Source organism: Anaerolineae bacterium (genome assembly GCA_011176535.1).
Classification (GTDB): Bacteria; Chloroflexota; Anaerolineae; order Anaerolineales; family DRMV01; genus DUEP01.
Genome location: DUEP01000072.1, coordinates 1 through 19667, shown reverse-complemented (window position 1 = coordinate 19667; position 19667 = coordinate 1). Strand labels below are relative to the sequence as shown.

The following is a 19667-nucleotide window of genomic DNA, read 5'->3' as shown; positions in this document are numbered from 1 at the left end:
CCGGTACCACCGGTGACCAAGACAACCTGATCCGACCAATTCATTCTTCTGACTCCTCAAGGGAAAGTTGCCGTTGCCACTGCCCCATCCCATCCCCCGATTGAGTCTGAACGCCAGGGGGAAGCATTTCATCTTCAAAGGTGCTCCACCTCTCCCAATCCATCGGTGCTCCGGCAAAATTCTCCAGGGTTTCGGCAAACTCCGGATGGCTTAGGGCTCGATCCAGGGGCCAGTGATCCAGATCCTCCCCAAAGAAAAGAATATGCCAAGGATAAGGACGCGGGTAAGTGAAAAAGAAGTGATAAGCGTAACGGCGAGCCAGTTCCACCTGCTCAGGTTTGGGGCGTAAATCTTCCGGGGCACTCACCATTTTCTGCAAAAGGGTGAAGTATTCCTCCCACGAGGTCGGGTCATAAGTGAAACCACGGCCCCGGTAATGCACCTGCCCCGCCACGATCACGGGCAGACCGTCCATGGCCATTTCCATCCCCAGGGTCGTGGTGTAGACCAGCCCGGCCTGGGCCAACGCAGCGATGTCGTACGAGTTGACCCTGGCCTCAGGCGGCACGACTTTGATATGTGCCGGCAAATCGGGCAAGGCGCGGCGCACCACCTCCAGCATGGAAGTTCCGCCGGGGGCCAGCAAGGACTCGCCCGGATGCACCCGCACCACCAGTTGCACCTGAGGCCGGGAGGCGAAGAAGCGCAGCGTCTCGCTCAGCCAGTCGCTCATGCCCTGGCTGAACACCTGCCGGCCGATGGTCACCGAATCGCCGAACACATTGGTGGCCAGCAGCACCACCGGGCGGTCGTCCAGACCCAGGGTGCGGCGCGCCTCGTTGGCTCCGGCCTGGGCGACATTCTGCCAGGCGCGGGCATGCACCCCCCAGGTACGCCCTCCGCGGCGGGCGGTCATCATCTCCTCTAACTGGCGCACCTGAGTGGACGAAAGAGGACGCGAACGAACCGCGGCCCAAAGATCGTCGGTGTCCAGGTCCATCACCGGCCGCTTTTGCGAAAGCCACACCCTCTCTCGCTGGTACTCGAACTCGTAGGTCACCACAGGGATGCCCAAACGCTGCCCCATCTCGTACGCCACGCCGAACTCCAGGATGGCCCCATTGGGCACGATGAGCACCTCGGGGCGTTCGCGCATCAACCAGCGGCGCAGCACCCGGGCAGCGAAGCGGTTACGCGCCAAACGCAGGGGGTACAGGGGATCCTCCTCGGCCACTCCCTCACGCTGGCGGGTGTACTCCACATCGTAGGCACTCAGGCGGCGCAAAAACCCCTCCCAGGCGGCAGGCAAAGAGGCCGGAGAGACCCGCAGGAGCGACACAGGGCGCAAAAGGCGCGCGGCCGGGCGAAGCACGGCGCGCATCTGCACATCCCACTTCCGCCAGACCCACCACGAAGCGGGCTGCCACCAGTCGCGATGAGGCAAGTACCCCAAAGTCACCCGCTGCCCCTGCGCCGCCAACCCCAGCCCCATGACGGCTAAATGCATCACCCACCAGGGCAAACCCGCAAAAAGGGCCACTTTTCGCCCCGGCCTGCGTGCAGAAGCGGCCACCTCAGCCCAGGCGCCCCAGTGCGCCAGATAGGGGGCGGCCAGCCGCAAATAGCGATGCACTGGCGGGGTACGACGCCCGCGCAAATACCAATCCGCCTCGGCCAGCCCAGGCACCCGTCCCAGCCAGGCTTTGAGATGCGCTTTGAGGGGATTACTTTTCATGCTCAATCTCCCAGGCCAGGCGGGGACGGATCAGGCCTGCGCGGGTCTCGGGCCACTGGCTCCCTGGGGCGCCGGTAGCATCCACATGAAACCCGGCCACATATTCCTCAAAAAAATACCGCTTGACCCGAAACACACTGGCGTTGACCGAGAGCAGATAGCGCCCGCCGTTGAGCAAATCGGCCGGGATGATGCAACGGCTCACATAGCGCCCGGCGGGGCGCTGAGCCCAGCGGGCGAAGGCCTCGGTACCGTCCACATCGAACGAGGTGAACACATATTCACCACGCATGCTGAGCAAGTAAATGCCCACCCGCAGCCCCTGGATGGGCGCTTCCAGGACATACTCAAACTCCACGGTAATCGGCTCCGTGGAGCACACGGTGTCCGTCACCCGGCCCCGGGCATCTTTAACCCGCAAGGCAACCGGTCGAAAAGGATACGCCGAGGCCGGCACCTCTTCAGGCAACCAGCGCCGCTCCCCAGAACGCGTCAACGCCGAACTCATGTAGAAATCCACCGCCTCCGGGGTGGGGCCGTCGAAGACCACGCGGCCCTGGTCCAACACGATGGCCCGCTGAGTCAGGTGCAGGATGGCCGACATGTTGTGACTGACGAAGAGCACGGTGCGCCCTTCCTGGGCCACCTCGCCCATGCGGCCCAGCGACTTACGCTGGAACGCCGCATCCCCCACGGCAAGCACCTCATCAACGACCAGAATCTCCGGCTCCAGGTGGGCCGCTACGGCAAAGGCCAGCCGCACATACATGCCGCTGGAATACCGCTTGACCGGGGTGTCGATGAACTTTTCCAACTCGGCGAAGGCTACGATTTCGTCGAACTTGCGGTCGATTTCGGCGCGCCGCATCCCCAAAATGGCGCCGTTGAGGTAGATGTTTTCCCGGCCGGTCAACTCGGGATGGAAACCCGTGCCAACCTCCAGCAGCGAGCCCACCCGTCCCCGTAGTTCAGCATATCCCTCGGTAGGCTCGGTGACACGGGAAAGGATTTTCAGCAAGGTGGACTTCCCGGCCCCGTTGCGGCCAATGATGCCCAAAACCTGCCCGTGAGGCACCTCAAAAGAGACATCCTTCAGGGCCCAGATGTACTCTTTGGAGACGGCAGGGGCTTCGGAACTCCGGAAAAGGCGGGAAACCCCACGGGCCAGCACATCCCGCAGGGTGCCATAAGTGTCAATCTGCGCCCCCAGGCGATAGCGTTTTCCCAAATGGACGGCACGAATGGCTACATGACTCATACAGCATCACACCACATCGGCAAACATGCGTTCCATGCGTCGAAAGAAAAACACACCACTAACCAATACCACTAGCGCCACGGCGATGGAGATCGCCATGGAGGCATCGGGGCCGGTGGGCGTGTCGAGCAAGGCCCAGCGGAAACCGTTAATCACCCCGGCCATGGGATTGAGGGCATACACCATGCGCCACTTCTCCGGCACTAAGGTGGAGGAGTAGACAATAGGGGTGATGAACATCCACGCCTGGGTGAGAAAAGGCAAGGCGTAGCCCACATCGCGGTAAAGCACATTGAGGGCCGCCAGCCATAACCCAACGCCCAGGGCCGTAAGCAAAGCCAGGGGCAAAAACAGAAGCACCGTCCACGCCTGCGGCGTGAGCGGCACCCGATAATACCACATCATCCCCAACAACACGAGAAAGGCAATGGCAAAATCCACCAGCCCACCCAACAGGGAAGCCAACGGCAAAATCAACCGCGGGAAGTACACTTTGGTCAGCATGTTGCGCCCGCCGACCAGCGAACGCGAGGCATCGTTGAGCGCCTTGGCGAACAACTGCCAGGGGAGCAAGGCGGCGTAGGAAAAGATAGGATAGGGCACATTATCCGAAGGCACTTTGGCCAGTTTGCCGAAAAAAAGGCTAAACACCACCATGGTGAACACCGGCTGGATGATGGCCCACGCCGCCCCCAATAGGGTTTGCTTGTAGCGCACTTTGATGTCACGCCAGATAAAAAAGCCGATCAACTCCCGATATTGCCACAATTCGCCCAGGTTGAGATGCATCCAACCGTGGGAGGGGCGTACGACCGTCAGCGACAACTCGGTTCCCGTTCGGGACGTCGTCATGAATTCCTCTCTCAGCGAATTTCGTGGCGATGGGCGCGGAACCAGTCGATGGTGCGCTTCAGGCCCTCTTCGAAGGGCGTCTTGGCCTCCCAGCCAAAGTACTTCTTGGCGCGAGAAGTGTCCAGGGCCCGACGCGGCTGGCCGTTGGGTTTGGTGGTGTCCCAGACGATTTCGCCTTCGAATCCGGTCAACTTTGCAATGAGTTCGGCCAGGTCTTTGATGGCGATCTCCTGGCCGGAGCCCAGGTTGACGGGGTCCGGGCCATCGTAGCGTTCGGTGGCCAACACAATGCCCTCCGCCGCGTCTTCCACATACAAAAACTCCCGCGTCGGCGAGCCGTCACCCCACAAGACGACCTGCTTCTCCCCCCGCTCTTGCGCCTCGATCATCTTCCGAATCAACGCCGGAATCACATGGGAGGTCTCCAGGTCGAAATTGTCCCGCGGGCCGTACAGGTTCACCGGCAACAGATAGATGGCGTTAAACCCATACTGCTGGCGATAGGCCTGCGCCTGCACCAGGAGCATTTTCTTGGCCAACCCGTAAGGCGCGTTGGTCTCTTCGGGGTAACCGTTCCAAAGGTCATCCTCTTTGAAAGGCACCGGCGTGTACTTGGGATAGGCGCATACCGTGCCGATGGCGACGAACTTCTGCACCCCACGCTTCCAGGATTCGTGCATCAGTTGCACCCCCATCATCAGGTTGTCGTAGAAGAACTCGGCGGGGTGCAGGCGATTGGCGCCGATGCCGCCCACATGAGCGGCCAGGTGGATCACCACATCCGGTCTGGCATCTTCCAGCAACCGTACCACCGCTTCGTGCTGCACCAAATCGTAATCCCTGCTCCGAGGCACAAAGATCTCCCTGGCCCCACGCTCCTGCAATTTCTCGACGACAAAGGAGCCCAGAAAACCCGAGCCCCCCGTCACAACCACGCGTTTGCCTTCCCAGTAATTTGCTCGTTCTGTCACTTTTGACCTCCAAAGCCAAAAACGGCAAGTTTTGCCCAGCGGGACTTCGGCGTCCTATTGTACGATAAATTGCGCATTTCGGTAACGCTCATCCCAGGGATTCTTGAACCAGCCTTCCTTGAGGGCGCGATGCACCTCGCGAATACCACCCACAACATCCCGGCGCGCCTTAAAGCCCAGCACCCGCTGAATTTTATCAAAAGCCGCCGTAACATCCCGCATATCGCCGCCAAAAGTCAGGTCCTTGTACTCCACGACCGTTTCGGGGATACGCTGGAGGATCAGGGCCACGATCTGATCCTTAGTCAGGTTTCCCTGCTCGGTGCCCAGGTTGAACACCTGTCCACGCACCTTCTCCTCGGGGGCCGTCAAGCCCAAAAGCAATCCTTCCACCGCGTCGCGAATATGGACGAAGGAACGGGAATAACCACGCTGATAGATCAACAACTTGCGACGGGTGAAGGCTTCCAGCACGAACTGGTTGATAATGAGATCAAACCGGGTGCGGGGAGACAGGCCGTAAAGCGTCGCCAGGCGAAAGATCACCGGCGCGGCGGGGGCATCGGTTTGCCCCAGCAGGAACTCCTCAGCGGCCACCTTGGTCTCCGCGTACAGGGACTGCGGATGTAAAGGACTGTCCTCCCGCACGGGGTGGCCCTTCTCAGCGTAACCGTACACGCTGTAGGTCGAGGCAAAAAGGAAACGCTGCGCCCCCAATGTGTTGGCCTGTTCGAAAGCCCGACGCACCGCCTCCACATTGTACCGCCACGCCACCGTGCGCCCAACCGCCTGACAGGCCGGGAAGCCCACGATGGCGGCCAGATGAATCACCGCCTGCACAGGGGGCTGACGACGCACCGCCTGCAGCAAGGCCCGCGGCTCGACCACATCGGCCTGAACCAGAGTGAAACGCGGATGACCGTGATAGGCCAGCAAAGACTCGGCGCCAAAGAGCAGTTGATCCACCACGGTCACTCGATACCCCCGGCGCAGCAAGACGCCGGTGAGCAGGGAGCCGATATAACCGGCCCCTCCGGTGATCAGCAGATGCCCCTTCTCCATCGACACATGTTCCTCCCGCTGGGATACGAAAAAAAACAGCCATTTTCTGCTTGGGTGGCCTGGCCACCTCCAACCTCCGTCGCCCTTCCCCTCTCGAGGAGGCCTCCTCATTATACCTTCCGAAGGCGAAGAACCAAAGGGGAATCCCTCATTCGCCACCACGCCAACCACGCTCATCTTGGGAAAATGGTAAAATCAATCCGATAGAGGCGATCATGGCGCAACGATTGGGCACTTTCTTCATCCTCCTAGGCATTTTGCTGGCTCTATTGTTTGTGCACAGTGTGCTGTTCACGCAACCCATCTACGACTTTTTCTTCCTGGGGGTGATCTTTTGGGTCATCGGCGGAACGTTGCTCGTCCGGGGTAAAGCCTGAACCCCAGCGACGACTTCTGAGCCGGAAAGGAGTAAGCCATGAAGCCAAAGGAGCTTTCCCCCGAGGCCTTACGACGATATTGCACACCCGAGGCGTTGGGTTTCCGCACCACCGAGGACCTGCCGAACCTGAGCGAACCCATTGGCCAGCCGAGGGCCTTCCGGGCGCTGCACATGGGCAGCGCGATCCAGGGGCCCGGCTACAATGTGTTCGTCTTGGGCATCCCCGGGTCAGGACGCACTTCCCTGGTGCTAAATTTCCTGCGCCAACAAGCCGCCCAGGAACCCACGCCGCCCGACCTGGCCTATGTGTACAACTTCGCCGAGCCCAAGCGCCCCCACGCGTTGCGCTTTCCGCCCGGCAAAGCGGCCCTCTTCGCCGAGGATATGGATCGGCTCATCCAAACCTGTCGCCAGGAAATCCCCCGCGCCTTCCAGTCCGAAACATACCGCAAGGAACGCGAACGGCTGACCGAGGACCTGAAACAACGCCAGGAGGCCGAGTTCACGCGGCTGCAGGCACTAGTCTCCAAGTACAACTTCGCGCTGGTGCAAACCCCCTTCGGCTTCCTCCTGGTGCCGGCTGTGGAAGGACGGCCTCTCAAGCCCGAGGAAATCGAGAAACTGGACCCCGAAAAACGGGCCAAGTTGGACGAACTGCAGAAGCGTCTCGAAGAAGAAGTCAAGAAAACCATCCGCAAGGTGCGGCGCATGGAGCAGGAGACCCGTCAGGCCATTGAGCAACTGGACCGCCGCACCACGGCCTTCGTGGTCGAGCACCTGGTCGAGGCCCTGCAGGAGAAATACCGCGACATCGAAGGCATGAGCGCCTATCTAGACCAGGTGCGTGAGGACATCGTGACCAACGGCCAGCGCTTCCGCCAACAGGCCGAGCAATCCGGTGAGGGTGCCGAGGGAGCCTGGGACCTCTGGGCGCGGCGTTACAAAGTGAATGTCATCGTGGACAACAGCGGCCTGCAAGGAGCCCCAGTCGTCCTGGAGCACCACCCCTCGTACACCAACCTGTTGGGGCGCATCGAACACGAAGTGGTCATGGGGGCCACCCGCACCGACCACACCCTGATCCGGGCTGGGGCCCTCCACCGCGCGGCCGGAGGGTATCTGGTGCTCCCCGCCCGGGATGTGCTCCTGCTCCCCTATGCCTGGGACGGGCTCAAACGCGCCTTGCGGGAAAGCAAAGTGCGCATCATCGAACTGGGGAGCGAACTGGGCCTGCTCAGCACCATCACCCTGGAACCCGAACCGCTGCCCCTGAACACCAAAGTCGTGCTCATCGGCACGCCCCTCCTCTACTATCTGCTGCAGCATTACGACGAGGATTTCGCCAAATTGTTCAAGGTGCGCGCCGAGTTCGCCGTGGACATGCCCCGCACCCCAGAGACCGAACGGGAATACGCCCTCTTCGCCAAAGCCGTGCAACAAACCCACGACCTGCCTCCGCTGGAGGCCGACGCCGTCGCCCGGCTCATCGAATACGGCGCGCGTCTGGCCGGTGATCAGGAAAAACTCTCCACCCGCTTTGGCCCCATCGCCGACCTCATTCGCGAGGCCGCCTACTGGGCCTCCCAGAACGGGCACACCACCATCACCGCCGCCGACATCCGCCGGGCCGAAGAAGAGCAAGTGTACCGGGCAAACTATCTGGAAGAGCGCTTCCGGGAAATGATCCACAACGGCACCCTGCACATCGTCACCGAGGGCAAAGCCACCGGGCAGATCAACGGCCTCTCGGTCATCCTTCTGGGCGATTACGCCTTTGGCCGGCCCACCCGCATCACGGCCACCGCGTACCCTGGCCGCGGCGAAGTGGTGAACATCGAACAGCAAGCCGAACTCAGCGGTCCCATCCACACCAAAGGCGTGCTCATCCTGGGCGGCTATCTGGGCCAGCAATACGGCCACCTGGGCCCCCTGAGCCTCACCGCGCGCCTCACTTTCGAGCAATCCTACGAAGGCGTCGAGGGCGACAGCGCCTCGGCCGCGGAACTCATCGCCCTGCTTTCGGCCATCGCCCAGGTGCCGCTGCGCCAGGACATCGCCATCACCAGCGCCATCGACCAGCACGGCAACATCCAGGCCATCGGCGGCGTGAACGAGAAAATCGAGGGCTTTTTCGCCGTCTGCCGGGAGCGCGGTCTGACCGGCACCCAGGGCGTGATCATCCCCCGCGCCAACCAGCGGCACCTTATGCTGCGCGATGAGGTCATCGACGCCGTGCGCCAGGGGAAATTCCACCTCTGGGCGGTGGACACGGTGGACGAGGCCATCGCCCTGTTGACCGGCATGGAGCCCGGCCAGCGCGGAGAGGACGGCACCTTCCCCGAGGGCACCTTCCACCACGCCGTGGAACAACGCTTAGAGGCCTTCGCGCAACTGCTCCGCCGCGGCGAAGAGGAAGACCACCGGGACGACGAAGCGAAAACCCGCCCCGCCTCCAAGGGGACCGATTCCGAAGGCGACGGCGACGGCCCGCCGGAACCCAACCCGCCCCACCGCTCGCCGGACCCCAAAGCCTGACCGCCCCCCGCTTACCTCGCTTCCCCCAAAGGTGAACCATGACCCCCACCTGGAAAACCCGTCTGGCACAGGTGTTCGTCAACCCCGAGGAAGGCCGCTTGCGTGCCGGCTGGCGGCTGCTGGCCTTCGTCTTGCTGTTCGGAGCGCTTCAACTGCTCACCGGTGTGGCGCTCAGCCTGGTCCTCAGGCAAGGCTTCCCCGCATGGCTGAACGCCCTGACGGTGGGCGAAGCCCTCACGGCCCTCCCCCTGACCGCCAGCGTGGTCCTCGCCCGGCGCTGGTTCGACCGCCGCTCCTTCGCTTCCTTGGGCCTGACTTGGGACCGCCGTGCCGGGCACGACCTGCTCTTCGGCGTGGGGCTGACCGGCCTGCTCATGGGGCTCATCTTCCTCGCCGAGGGGGCCTTCGGCTGGTTGCACCTCCGCGGCTTCGCCTGGGACACTATGACCGCGGGCCAGGTCCTCGGCATGTTGGCCAACGCCCTCCTCTTGTGGGTCCTGGTGGCCTGGAATGAAGAACTGCTCTTCCGGGGATATCTGCTGACCAACCTGCGCGACGGGATGGGCACCACTTGGGCGGTGGTGCTCTCCTCGCTGCTCTTCGCTGCGGCTCATGTCGGCAACCCGCACATGGGCTGGCCAGCCCTGCTGGGGCTGGTGCTGGCGGGGTTCTTCCTGGCCGATGGCTGGCTGACCACCGGGCGCCTGTGGCTGCCCCTGGGGCTACACCTGGGCTGGAACCTGTTCGAGGGGACGGTCTTTGGGTTCCCCGTCAGTGGGCTGACCCTGCCCCCCCTCCTGGTGACGGACATCCACGGCCCCGACCTGGTCACCGGCGGCGCCTTCGGCCCCGAAGCCGGGTTGATTATCGTGCCCGCCCTGGCCCTCGGGACCTGGCTGATGCACCGCCGCGCCAGGCGGGGGCGCAGCGCCGCCGCGTAGAAAAAAAGGCGGGGGCTCTTATGCCCCCGCCTCTGGTGGGCGCTCACGGCTCCAGGCGCAACACCGTTTCCGCCGCGGCCTCCACCTGCGCGCGCGTCCACAGCATGGGGTGATACTGCCCCAAACGCCACATGTCCGTCATATCCACATAGTGGGGGTGGTAGGCGTGACCTGATTCGCCCGTGGTGTGAATGGTCAGCGAACGGCTCAGGTCGCTCAAATCCACGATCATGCGCATGGAAGGCAGCCAGGAGACCTCGTAGCCCTTGCGGGCATCCCAACTGGTGGCGTTGATGATGCTGCCGCTGCCCGAGGTGGGGTACGGCCCCCGGTTGAAGAGGGCCTCGATGGGCGCGATCCCCGACTTGCCCAGGGTCTGGTTGCGCAGGGTCAGGGTGTGCATCTTCCCCCAGGCCCAGCGTCGGGGGTCCGGGCCGAAGCGGGCTTCCAGTTCGTCCACGGCCTCGGCAAAGGCCCGCCGGAGGATATCGTCGCGCGTCTCCACGGCGGGCGTGTTCTTGTCGTCCCACCAGGGACTGTCGGGGCGCTGCACCAGGCGGTACACCACCTCGAACCAACGGCTGCCGCCCTCCGGCCAGTACTTCTCCGGCAGCTCGTCGCGGAAGGTGTCGGCCAGCAGGTGATTCCAGAAGGCGGCATACAGGGCTGCCGAAGCCGAATCCATGTCCATCTGGAAGTCCCAGCCGTCGAACAGGGCCCGGCGTTGGCGCAGGTGCTCATCTTGTAAATCCACCTGTTGTAGCAGGGGTACCAGGAAGGCGGCGCTGGCGTCGTAGTTGTCCATCTGCATCCGGGCGATGTAGGCCGCGTCGACAGGGGCTGGGGCCGCCTCGATGAGGTCCACGATGCGCTGCGCCCGATAGCCGTAGTCCCAGTCTTTCGTGATCGGGTAGAGGTAATCCGGGCCGACCACAGCGTTGTTGGCCGTGGCGATGTAGCCCTTGGGCGGGTCGAACACATGGGGGAGTTCGTCGAAGGGGATGAAGCCCTGCCACTCGTAATCGTCCGTCCAGCCCGGCACCGGCAGGGTGCCGTCGTGGCCCTGGCGGCGGATGGGGATGAGGCCCGGCGTTTGGTAGCCGATGTGTCCCTCCACATCAGCGTACACCATGTTCTGCGCCGGGACATCGAACAACGCCACGGCCTGCCGGAACTCCTCCCAGTTCTGTGCCCGGTCTATGGCCAGGATGGCGTGGATGGTGCGGGAAGGCTGCAGGGCGGTCCACCTCAGGGCGATGGCGTAGTGCTGCGGCACCTCCACCCCGGCCTTCTCGGCGAAGTCCTTCAGTTTGCCGTAGGTGTCGCTGATGATGGGGCCGTGGCGGGTGAGGCGCACCTCTAACTCCACCGGCTCCCCTCCGGCCACCTGGAGCACCTCGCGGCGCACTTCCATATCCACCCACTGCCCGTTGACCTCGTACTGGTACGGGTTCTCGGGGTTGATCTTCTCAATGTACAGGTCGGCCACATCGGATCCCACATTGGTGAAGCCCCAGGCGATGCGGTCGTTGTGGCCGATGACCACCCCCGGCGCGCCGGCAAAGGAGAAGCCATTCAACTCATACAGGCAGTCGGGCGTCTTCTGCTCGCAATGCAGGCCCACCTCGTACCAGATAGAGGGGATCTGGGCGCTCAGGTGGGGGTCGTTGGCCAGGAAGGGCATCCCCGTGGCCGTGCGGCTGCCGGCGATGACCCAGTTGTTGGAACCCACCCCGGCGCCGGTGGGGCCCGTCCAGGCGTCCACGGCGGCGAAGTGTTGGGATACGGTTTCAAACAAGGGGCGCAGGTGGACAAAATCGGGCGCGGCCACCGGCGCAGAGGTCCCGTGAGCCTGCCCCGAGAGTTCCGGCACAATGACCGGATGCCGGTCGAAGGGATACTCCGGGAACAGGTCGGCCACCTGCTCAGGGGTCAGGGTCCCCAGCAGGATGGCCCGCTGGATCTCGGCCTTCATGTTGCTGCGCAAATCCCAGGCCATCACCTTGGCCCAGACCAGGGTGTCCGTGGGACGCCAGGGCGCGGGGCGGTAATCCGGGTTGGTCAACCCCAGCACCACATACTCCAGGCTCAGCGCCGCGCCGGTGTGGTCTTTCAGGTAGGCGTTCACCCCGTCGGCGTAGGCCTGCAGGATGGCCTTGTCCTCGGCCGGCAGGTCAGCGAACTCCTGCTCGGCCAGACGCTCCCAACCCAGGGTGCGCAGGAAGGCGTCGGTCTCCACCTGGCTTTCGCCGAACATCTCGGCCAGGCGCCCCCGGCCGATGTGCCGCCAGGTGTCCATCTGCCAGAAGCGATCCTGGGCGTGGAGGTAGCCCTGGGCAAAGAACAAGTCATGGGCGGTGGCGGCGTAGATGTGCGGGATGCCGTAGCCGTCCCGGTACACCGTCACCGGGCCGTCCAAGCCGGGCAGGTGCAGGGTACCCTGGGTGGGCGGGAAGGCAAAGCGGCTCAGGCCCACCCAAAAGACGGCGAGCAGAGCAACCCCGAAAAGGAGACTCCCGATCACGACTTGGGCTTTCTCAAAGCGGTTTCTCATTCTTCTCTCCTCCTCCAATTGAACTCAACAAGGCTAAGAACTTGAACCCGTGCCCACAAAGGAGGCGCCTATCCCTCCCCCAGGGCCACGACGAAGGCCACGGCCATCTCGCGGGTGTGACTCAGGCTGAGGGACCAGCGGGTGAGGCCCAAAGCCGCCGCCCGTCGGGCCGCCTCGCCGTGCAGCCGCAGCACAGGGGCGCCGTCCTCCCCCCGCAGCACCTCCACCTCGCGCCAGGACACCGGGCCGATACCCGTGCCCAGGGCCTTGACCACCGCCTCCTTGGCGGCGAAGCGGGCGGCCAGCGAAGCCACCTTCCCCGCGCACAGGGCCACCTCGGCCGGGGTGAACACCCGCACCAGCAACCGCTCGCCGTGACGCTCTAAGGCACGGGCAAAACGCGGCAACGAGACCAGGTCCACGCCAGTGCGCAGGTTCACCGCATCCGCTCCCAAAAACTCACCGTCTCGATGTGATGAGTCTGCGGGAACATATCGAAGGGGGTGATCTGCTTGAGGCGATAGCCCTTGCGGGTCAGGCGACGGGCGTCGCGGGCCAGGGTGGCCGGATCGCAGGAGACATAGGCCAGCACCTCAGGCTGCATGGCGACGAGGGCGTCCAGCACCTCCTTAAGCAGCCCGCTGCGGGGCGGGTCCACCACGACCACCTGGGCGTACTCGTCCCGCGCCAGCAGGTACGGCAGGGCCACCTCGGCCGGCGCTTCGTAGAGTTCTACATGCTCGAAGGCGTCCAGATTGACCTCAAAGTCGGCACAGGCGCTGGGCGAACTTTCCACGGCCAGCAGGCGGCCCACTTTGGGGGCCAGAAAGGCGCTGAACAGCCCCACCCCGGCATACACTTCCAGCAAAGTGGTCTCGGGAGTCAGGGGCAGGTGCTCAAGCAGGTGGTCCACGATGACCCCGGCGATGGCCTGGTTGACCTGGAAGAAGGAAGACGCCGAGACGCGGAACAGGCGGCCTTTGACCTCCATCACCTGATACGAATGGCCCGACAGCACGGTCAGCCCGGCCTCGTCCCCCTCGGGCAGGTACACCGCCGAGAGGGGAAAGTCCACCTCAAAGGGCGGCGGCGCGGGGGAGGGGCCGCGCAGCAAAAGCATCAGTTCACCATCGGCACCGGCGCGCAGGTGCACCCGGTTCACCCCGGCCTCGGGGGCGATGTGCAGATGAGGCCACACGGCACGGATGGCGTCCACCGGCAGGAAGCACTGCTCGACGGGGACCACCTCATGGGAGCGCCAGGCCTGAAAGCCCAGGCGCCCCTCTCCGTCCAGGTGAAACTGCACATGGTTGCGATACCCCCAGGGTTGGGGCGCGGGCACCATGGGGCGCAAAGGCACATCGTGCAGCCCCCCTAAGCGCTCCAACTGGTCGCGCACGATACCCGTCTTGGCCGTCAACTGCGCCGCGTAGGAAAGGTGCTGGTAGTGGCATCCGCCGCACCGGCCAAAATGCGGGCAGCGGGGAGGCACCCGGTCGGGGGAGGGCTCGAGGATGGTCACCACCTCCCCCCGGGCGTAGCGCGGCCTGACCTCGGTGAGCCGCACGCGCACCACCTCACCCGGCACGGCGTAAGGCACGAACACCACCCGCCCGTCGGGCAGGCGACCGATGGCCTCGCCGCCGTAGGCCCAGTTGGAAAGGGTCACCTCGTGCTCCTCCCCCACCTGGGGGGGATGCAGGAAATGCTCAGCTTTCATGGGTCAGCCTGCTTTCTGAGGGAGGGGCACTCCCCCCTGAGGTCCTGTTCAAACCGGCCCCTGGGGGGAGCGCCGCAATGGGGGGTGAAAAAAAATTCCCTGTGAGGCAGTTCACTTCCTCAGATACTCATCCAGCGCGCTCAGCAAGGCCTCGATGTCCGCCATCTGCAACTCGCCCATGTGGGCGATGCGGAAGGTCTTGCCCTTGAGCGGCCCGTAGCCGTTGGCGATGCGCATGTCGCGCTGCAGGAGCCATTGGTTGAGTTCGCCTACATCCAGCCCGCGGTCGTTGCGGATGGTGGTCACGGTCTTCGAGCGATAGCCCTCGGCGGCGAACAGGCTGAAGCCACGCTCCAGAGCCCAGGACTGCACCCGCTGAGCCATGGCCGTGTGGCGGGCGAAACGGTTCTCCAGCCCTTCGGCCAGGATGCGGTCCAGTTGCAGGTCCAAAGCGTAGATGAGGGAAATGGCCGGGGTGGCCGGGGTGGAATCCTTGAGGCGATGCTTTTCCAGCCGCAGAAAATCGAAGTACCAGCCCCGGTGCGGCACCTCTTTGGCCCGCTCCATGGCCCGGTCCGAGACCGCGCCCAACGCCAGGCCGGGCGGCAGGGCCAGGCATTTTTGCGATGAGGTGAGCACCATGTCCAGGCCCCAGGCGTCCATCTCCAGTTTGGCCCCGCCCAGGGAGGAGACGGCGTCCACGCAGATCAGCGTATCGGGGCTGACTTCGCGCACCGCGGCAGCGATGTCTTTGATCGGGTTCTCCAACCCCACCGAGGTCTCGTTGTGGACCACGGTGACGATCTCAAAATGGTCTTTCTTCAACGCCTCGGCCACCTGTTCAGGCAGGATGGGCTGCCCCCATTCGGCTTCCAGCACGGTCACCTCTTTGCCGTTGGTGCGGGCCACCTCGGCCCAGCGGGCGCCAAAAGCGCCGTTGACGCAGGCCAGCACCTTCGCTTTGGCGAAATTACGCACCGCCGCCTCCTGCAGGCCCGTGCCAGAGGAGGCGGTGATGAACACCCGGTACTGAGTGTAGAACAGTTTACGCGCCTTCTGCTCGGCGCGATGGAAGATGGTCTCGAACTCGGCGCTCCGATGGGGCAGGATGGGCTGCGCCTGGGCCTGCAACACCTCATCGGCCACATCCACAGGTCCTGGAACAAACATAGGGGACATGGATAACCTCCGTTGATGGGAAACTCCCTGCAAGGTGGGATAGGTTTGCGCAACGCCATCTTGATTGTAACGCAAAAACGCCTCCGTGGCGTGGCTGCCCTGCGAGTCTGGGCCAAAACCTTGACAAAGCCCCCTTTTTCCATACAATGGGCGCGGTATGAAAGTAAGCCTGGAATTTCCCCCGGAAACACCTTTTGACCCTGGCCCCTCTGGCCGCCCTGTCCTCTTTTGAGGGCAGGGCGGCTTTTTTTGTGTCTCCACGCGGAGGAAAAGATGCAACTCCCCGGACTGATCGACCCCCATGTGCACACCCGCGACCCTGGGGCGCCCCACAAAGAGGACTGGAGCACGGTCACGGCCGCGGCCCTGGCCGGCGGCTTCACTGTCATCCTGGCCATGCCCAACACCCAGCCCCCCGTGACCGACGAGGCCACGCTGCGCCTGGCCCTGGAAGCCGCCCGCGCCCGGGCCCGCTGCGACTACGCCCAGTATCTGGGCGCCACCGCGGACAACGCGGCGCGTCTCGCCCCCCTGGCCGCCCGCGCCGCCGGGCTGAAGATGTACCTCAACGCTACCTACGGCCCGTTGCGCCTGGCCGAGATGACCGCCTGGCACGCTCACTTCGTCCACTGGCCCCGCCGGGCGCCGCTGGTGGTGCACGCCGAGGGGCACACCTTAGCCGCGGCCCTTCTCTTCGCCGCCCTTTACAACCGGCCGGTGCATATCGCCCATGTCTCCCGCAAAGAAGAGATTTTGCTCATCCGGGCGGCCAAAGAGCGCGGCCTGCCGGTGACCTGCGAGGTCACCCCCCATCACCTCTTCCTCACCGAGGACGACGCCGCTGCCCTTGGTCCCGGACGCAGCGAGGTGCGGCCCAGGCTGGCCTCCCCGGCCGACCGCCAGGCGTTATGGGACAACTTGGAAGTCATCGACTGCTTTGCCACGGATCACGCCCCGCACACGCTCCATGAGAAGGACGGACCTCATCCGCCTCCGGGGTTCCCCGGCCTGGAAACAGCCCTGCCCCTGTGGCTCACCGCCGTCCGCGAAGGGCGGCTTACCCTGGAAGATCTTGTCCTCCGCATGTCCACCAACCCGCGCCGCATCTTCGGCCTGCCCGCCCAGCCGGACACCTGGATCGAGGTGGACCCCGACGCATCCTGGGAAATCCCATTACATGGCTGGCTCACCCGCGCCGACTGGTCGCCCTTCGCCGGGATGCGGGTATGGGGCCGTGTGCGACGAGTGGTGCTGCGGGGGCAAGAGGTCTTCCGCGATGGTCAGGTTTTGGCTCCACCGGGCACAGGCCGCGACCTGCGCTCCGTTTGAGGCATCCGCCCAACTTGTGAAGCAAGGAGGTAAAAGATGTCCAAATTCACACCCCCAAAACCACATACCAGCCGCCACCTACCTTTCGGCGACCGCCGCGACGCTCCCTTTTACGGCAAGCACATCATCTCGGTCAAGCAATTCAGCCGCGACGACCTGACCTACATCTTCGAGGTGGCCCACGAGATGCGCGAAATGGTGATGCGCGTCGGCTCCTTTGACCTGCTCAAGGGCAAAATCCTCGCCAACCTGTTCTACGAGCCCTCCACCCGCACTGCGTCCTCGTTCACCGCGGCCATGGAGCGCCTGGGCGGCAGCGTGATCCCCATCAACGAGGTGCGCTACTCCTCCGTTGCTAAAGGCGAATCCCTGCCCGACACGGTGCGCACCTTAGAAGCCTACGCCGATGTCATCGTGCTGCGCCATCCGCAAAAGGGCGCCGCGGCCCTGGCCGCCCAATACGCCCGCAAGCCCATCATCAACGCCGGCGACGGCGTGGGCGAGCACCCCACCCAGGCGCTGCTCGACCTGTTCACCATCCGCGAAGAGTTGGGCCAGGTGGACGGCCTGACGGTCACCATGCTGGGCGACCTGAAGTACGGGCGCACTGTGCACTCCCTGGCCCGCTTGCTCTCCCTCTACGATGTGCGCCTCAATTACGTTTCCCCCAATATTCTGCAGATGCCACGGGAGATCATCGCTGAACTGGAAGAGAAGGGCATCCCCCAGGCGGAGCATGAGACCCTGGATCCGGTTTTGGCCGAAACCGATGTGCTGTACGTGACCCGTGTCCAGAAAGAACGTTTTGAGAACCTCTCCGAGTACGAGCAGGTGAAAGGGGCGTACATCATCACCCCCGAAACCATGGCCCTGGCCAAGGAGCGGATGATCCTTATGCATCCCTTCCCGCGCGTGGGCGAAATCAGCATGGAAGTGGACGCCGACCCCCGCGCGGCCTACTTCCGCCAGATGGAATACGGCTTGTATGTGCGCATGGCCCTCCTGGCCATGGTCCTGGGCAAAGCATGACCACAGACCGCGGATGGAATACGAATGCAGCGGATGAACGCGGATACAGGTAAAATGGACATATGGGCAAAAGCAATCTGCTGCACACAGACCTGACCGAAGTCATCCTCAAGGCGTTTTATACGGTCTACAACACCCTCGGATACAGCTTTCTGGAAAAGATCTACGAGAACGCCCTGCTTCTGGAATTGCGTCGCCGCGGTCTCCGGGTGCACCAACAGGTTCCCATCAAAGTCTATTATGCCGGGCAGGTGGTAGGGGAATACTTTGCCGATTTGCTGGTTGAGGACAAGGTCACTAAAGTAACCCCAAAAATCCGTGCTTATCCGTCCCATCCACGTCATCCGTGGTCTATTCGAGGAGTCTCATGGAAAGTTTCTTCGCCCGTCTGGAAGCCCGCGCCAGAGAACGCGGCACGCTGCTGTGCGTAGGGCTCGACCCACACCTCGAAGACTTGCCCGAACCTTCGGCTCAGGCTGCGCAGGCGTTCTGCCTCCGGCTCATCGAGGCCACGGCCCCGTACGCCCTGGCTTTCAAGCCCAACGCGGCCTTTTTTGAAATCTACGGCGCCCCAGGGTGGGAAGCCCTACGCCAGGTGATCGCCGCGGCCCAGGCCACCGGCGCCCCGGTCATCCTGGACGCCAAACGGGGCGACATCGCCTCCACGGCCCGCGCCTATGCCCGGGCCGTCTTTCACGGCCTGGGTGCCGACGCCCTCACGGTGAACCCTTATCTGGGCCACGACGCGGTGGCGCCTTTCCTGGAAGACCCCGCGCGGGGCGTTTTCCTGCTTTGCAAGACCTCGAACCCCGGCAGCGCCGACCTGCAGGATGTGAGCGTTACCGAAGAAGGCGGGCAGCCCCTCTTCCTGCGCGTGGCCCGCTTCGCGCAGCAATGGAACAGGCACGGCAACCTGGGGCTGGTGGTCGGTGCCACCCATCCCGAAGCGTTGCGCCAGGTGCGGGAAGCCGCCCCCGACCTGTGGTTCCTGGCGCCGGGGGTGGGGGCCCAGGGAGGAAACCTGGCCTCGGCGCTAGCCTCAGGCCTCCGAGCCGACGGCCTGGGGATGCTCATCGCCGTTTCGCGGGGCATCAGCCGCGCCGCCGACCCGAGCACCGCGGCCCAACAACTGGCCGAGGCCACCGCCCGCGCGCTGCATCCTCTCACCCCGCCCCCCTCCAGTCCCCCCTCTCCTCTCCCCCCAAGGGAAAGGGGAAAGGAGAGACAGGGGGGAGAGGAGAGGGAAGCCTCCCCCCTGTCCCTCCCCAACCTCCAGCGAGAGATCGCCCGCGCGCTGGTGACCACCGGCTGCGTGCGCTTTGGCACCTTCACCCTCAAGTCCGGCCTCCAATCCCCGATTTACCTCGACCTGCGCCTGCTGGCTTCCTTCCCCGACCTGCTGGCTCAGGTGGCCGCCGCCTACGCCGACCTGCTGCGCCCCCTGACCTACGACCGCCTGGCCGCCCTGCCCTACGCAGCGCTGCCCATCGGCACGGCTGTGGCCCTGCACACCGGCGAACCGCTGATTTACCCCCGCAAAGAAGTCAAAGCCTACGGCACCCGCGCCGCCATCGAAGGCCTCCACCGCCCCGGCGAGCGGGTGGTGCTCCTCGACGACCTGGCCACCACCGGCGGGAGCAAAATCGAAGCCGCCGAAAAACTCCGCGCCGCCGGTTTGCAGGTCAGCGAAGTGGTGGTGCTCATCGACCGCCAGTCCGGCGCCCGCGCAGAGTTAGCCCCCCATGGGCTGCGGTTGCACGCTGTATTCACCCTGACCGAACTCCTGGACCTTTGGGAGGCTGAGGAGCTAGTTCCGACTGAACAACTGGCTGCCGTGCGACGGTGGCTGGCCGCCTCGCGCCCCAACCCCGGAGGATGACTTCTTGCAAATCATCGCACGCTTTCTGCAACGCACTGCGCGATGGCCCGTGCTGCTCGCCCTGGCGCTGGCCTCGCTCTTCTGGATGAGCCTGCTGGCCCAGGTGGGCAACCAGCCGGAACAACCCTCAGCCACGGCGCTGGACCTGCGCTGGGGCTACCCCCCCGCCGAGGTGGAACAAGCCATTGCCCCGCTGTCGCCCGCCCGGCGTGCCCAGGCTGCCCGCGCTCACCTGACGCTGGAT

At 64.2% G+C, this 19667-nt stretch carries 17 protein-coding genes; 8 read left to right on the top strand and 9 right to left on the bottom strand.

The window, feature by feature from the left end; genetic code table 11:
• Positions 1 to 40: 40 nt before the first annotated feature.
• Genes G4O04_07215 through G4O04_07195 form a run of 5 tightly spaced genes read right to left on the bottom strand, consistent with a single transcriptional unit; the run spans position 41 to position 5878 of the window.
• Positions 41 to 1735, bottom strand: a complete 1695-nt coding sequence (locus G4O04_07215; GenBank protein HEY58305.1) for a hypothetical protein — start codon at positions 1733 to 1735, stop codon at positions 41 to 43.
• Complete coding sequence (locus G4O04_07210) at positions 1725 to 2993, bottom strand: ABC transporter ATP-binding protein (GenBank protein HEY58304.1); 1269 nt, start codon at positions 2991 to 2993, stop codon at positions 1725 to 1727. The genes G4O04_07215 and G4O04_07210 overlap by 11 nt, the downstream gene beginning before the upstream one ends.
• Before the next feature lie 6 nt (positions 2994 to 2999).
• Positions 3000 to 3845, bottom strand: a complete 846-nt coding sequence (locus G4O04_07205) for an ABC transporter permease (GenBank protein ID HEY58303.1) — start codon at positions 3843 to 3845, stop codon at positions 3000 to 3002.
• Between the two features lie 11 nt (positions 3846 to 3856).
• Positions 3857 to 4816: a GDP-L-fucose synthase gene (locus tag G4O04_07200; protein ID HEY58302.1), complete on the bottom strand. Its 960-nt coding sequence runs from the start codon at positions 4814 to 4816 to the stop codon at positions 3857 to 3859.
• Positions 4817 to 4870: 54 nt separating this feature from the next.
• Positions 4871 to 5878: an NAD(P)-dependent oxidoreductase gene (locus G4O04_07195; GenBank protein HEY58301.1), complete on the bottom strand. Its 1008-nt coding sequence runs from the start codon at positions 5876 to 5878 to the stop codon at positions 4871 to 4873.
• Positions 5879 to 6093: 215 nt separating this feature from the next.
• On the opposite strand from G4O04_07195, the gene G4O04_07190 reads away from it, so the two are divergent.
• Genes G4O04_07190 through G4O04_07180 form a run of 3 tightly spaced genes read left to right on the top strand, consistent with a single transcriptional unit; the run spans position 6094 to position 9733 of the window.
• Positions 6094 to 6255, top strand: a complete 162-nt coding sequence (locus G4O04_07190; GenBank protein ID HEY58300.1) for a hypothetical protein — start codon at positions 6094 to 6096, stop codon at positions 6253 to 6255.
• A gap of 38 nt (positions 6256 to 6293) precedes the next feature.
• Positions 6294 to 8792 (top strand): AAA family ATPase, encoded by a 2499-nt coding sequence (locus G4O04_07185; protein HEY58299.1) that lies wholly within the window; start codon positions 6294 to 6296, stop codon positions 8790 to 8792.
• A gap of 38 nt (positions 8793 to 8830) precedes the next feature.
• Positions 8831 to 9733 (top strand): CPBP family intramembrane metalloprotease, encoded by a 903-nt coding sequence (locus G4O04_07180; GenBank protein ID HEY58298.1) that lies wholly within the window; start codon positions 8831 to 8833, stop codon positions 9731 to 9733.
• Positions 9734 to 9776: 43 nt separating this feature from the next.
• Here the strand turns inward: G4O04_07180 and G4O04_07175 are convergent, their stop codons facing one another.
• The 4 genes from G4O04_07175 to G4O04_07160 form a co-directional block, all read right to left on the bottom strand.
• A complete protein-coding gene (locus tag G4O04_07175) occupies positions 9777 to 12287 on the bottom strand; it encodes a penicillin acylase family protein (protein HEY58297.1) in 2511 nt (836 codons plus the stop codon).
• Positions 12288 to 12355: 68 nt separating this feature from the next.
• Positions 12356 to 12727 (bottom strand): holo-ACP synthase, encoded by a 372-nt coding sequence (locus G4O04_07170; protein ID HEY58296.1) that lies wholly within the window; start codon positions 12725 to 12727, stop codon positions 12356 to 12358.
• On the bottom strand, positions 12724 to 14007 hold the full coding sequence (locus G4O04_07165) for a class I SAM-dependent RNA methyltransferase (GenBank protein HEY58295.1): 1284 nt from the start codon (positions 14005 to 14007) through the stop codon (positions 12724 to 12726). Before G4O04_07165 ends, G4O04_07170 begins: the two co-directional genes overlap by 4 nt.
• A gap of 111 nt (positions 14008 to 14118) precedes the next feature.
• A complete protein-coding gene (locus G4O04_07160; protein HEY58294.1) occupies positions 14119 to 15186 on the bottom strand; it encodes an alanine--glyoxylate aminotransferase family protein in 1068 nt (355 codons plus the stop codon).
• Between the two features lie 273 nt (positions 15187 to 15459).
• Here G4O04_07160 and G4O04_07155 point away from each other — a divergent pair, with 273 nt between their 5' ends.
• From G4O04_07155 to G4O04_07135, 5 genes are all read left to right on the top strand, one after another.
• The gene (locus G4O04_07155) at positions 15460 to 16515 is read left to right on the top strand and encodes an amidohydrolase family protein (protein ID HEY58293.1); all 1056 of its coding nucleotides are present in this window, start codon (positions 15460 to 15462) and stop codon (positions 16513 to 16515) included.
• A gap of 36 nt (positions 16516 to 16551) precedes the next feature.
• Positions 16552 to 17544: an aspartate carbamoyltransferase gene (pyrB, locus tag G4O04_07150; protein ID HEY58292.1), complete on the top strand. Its 993-nt coding sequence runs from the start codon at positions 16552 to 16554 to the stop codon at positions 17542 to 17544.
• Positions 17545 to 17606: 62 nt separating this feature from the next.
• Complete coding sequence (locus G4O04_07145) at positions 17607 to 17975, top strand: GxxExxY protein (GenBank protein ID HEY58291.1); 369 nt, start codon at positions 17607 to 17609, stop codon at positions 17973 to 17975.
• Positions 17912 to 19423, top strand: coding sequence for an orotidine-5'-phosphate decarboxylase (pyrF, locus tag G4O04_07140; GenBank protein HEY58290.1), 1512 nt, complete (start codon positions 17912 to 17914; stop codon positions 19421 to 19423). The genes G4O04_07145 and pyrF overlap by 64 nt, the downstream gene beginning before the upstream one ends.
• Positions 19424 to 19427: 4 nt before the next feature.
• Positions 19428 to 19667, top strand: a 240-nt coding sequence (locus G4O04_07135) for a hypothetical protein (protein HEY58289.1), incomplete at its 3' end; no start/stop codon positions are given.

Excerpts from the sequence above, each read along its gene's own strand:
- G4O04_07185 (HEY58299.1), top strand. The coding sequence starts at position 6,294 with ATGAAGCCAAAGGAGCTTTCCCCCGAGGCCTTACGACGATATTGCACA.
- G4O04_07175 (HEY58297.1), bottom strand. The coding sequence starts at position 12,287 with ATGAGAAACCGCTTTGAGAAAGCCCAAGTCGTGATCGGGAGTCTCCTT.
- pyrB (HEY58292.1), top strand. The coding sequence starts at position 16,552 with ATGTCCAAATTCACACCCCCAAAACCACATACCAGCCGCCACCTACCT.
- G4O04_07190 (HEY58300.1), top strand. The coding sequence starts at position 6,094 with ATGGCGCAACGATTGGGCACTTTCTTCATCCTCCTAGGCATTTTGCTG.
- G4O04_07210 (HEY58304.1), bottom strand. The coding sequence starts at position 2,993 with ATGAGTCATGTAGCCATTCGTGCCGTCCATTTGGGAAAACGCTATCGC.
- G4O04_07160 (HEY58294.1), bottom strand. The coding sequence starts at position 15,186 with ATGTCCCCTATGTTTGTTCCAGGACCTGTGGATGTGGCCGATGAGGTG.
- G4O04_07145 (HEY58291.1), top strand. The coding sequence starts at position 17,607 with ATGGGCAAAAGCAATCTGCTGCACACAGACCTGACCGAAGTCATCCTC.
- G4O04_07165 (HEY58295.1), bottom strand. The coding sequence starts at position 14,007 with ATGAAAGCTGAGCATTTCCTGCATCCCCCCCAGGTGGGGGAGGAGCAC.
- G4O04_07180 (HEY58298.1), top strand. The coding sequence starts at position 8,831 with ATGACCCCCACCTGGAAAACCCGTCTGGCACAGGTGTTCGTCAACCCC.
- G4O04_07195 (HEY58301.1), bottom strand. The coding sequence starts at position 5,878 with ATGGAGAAGGGGCATCTGCTGATCACCGGAGGGGCCGGTTATATCGGC.
- G4O04_07155 (HEY58293.1), top strand. The coding sequence starts at position 15,460 with ATGCAACTCCCCGGACTGATCGACCCCCATGTGCACACCCGCGACCCT.
- G4O04_07215 (HEY58305.1), bottom strand. The coding sequence starts at position 1,735 with ATGAAAAGTAATCCCCTCAAAGCGCATCTCAAAGCCTGGCTGGGACGG.
- pyrF (HEY58290.1), top strand. The coding sequence starts at position 17,912 with ATGGAAAGTTTCTTCGCCCGTCTGGAAGCCCGCGCCAGAGAACGCGGC.
- G4O04_07205 (HEY58303.1), bottom strand. The coding sequence starts at position 3,845 with ATGACGACGTCCCGAACGGGAACCGAGTTGTCGCTGACGGTCGTACGC.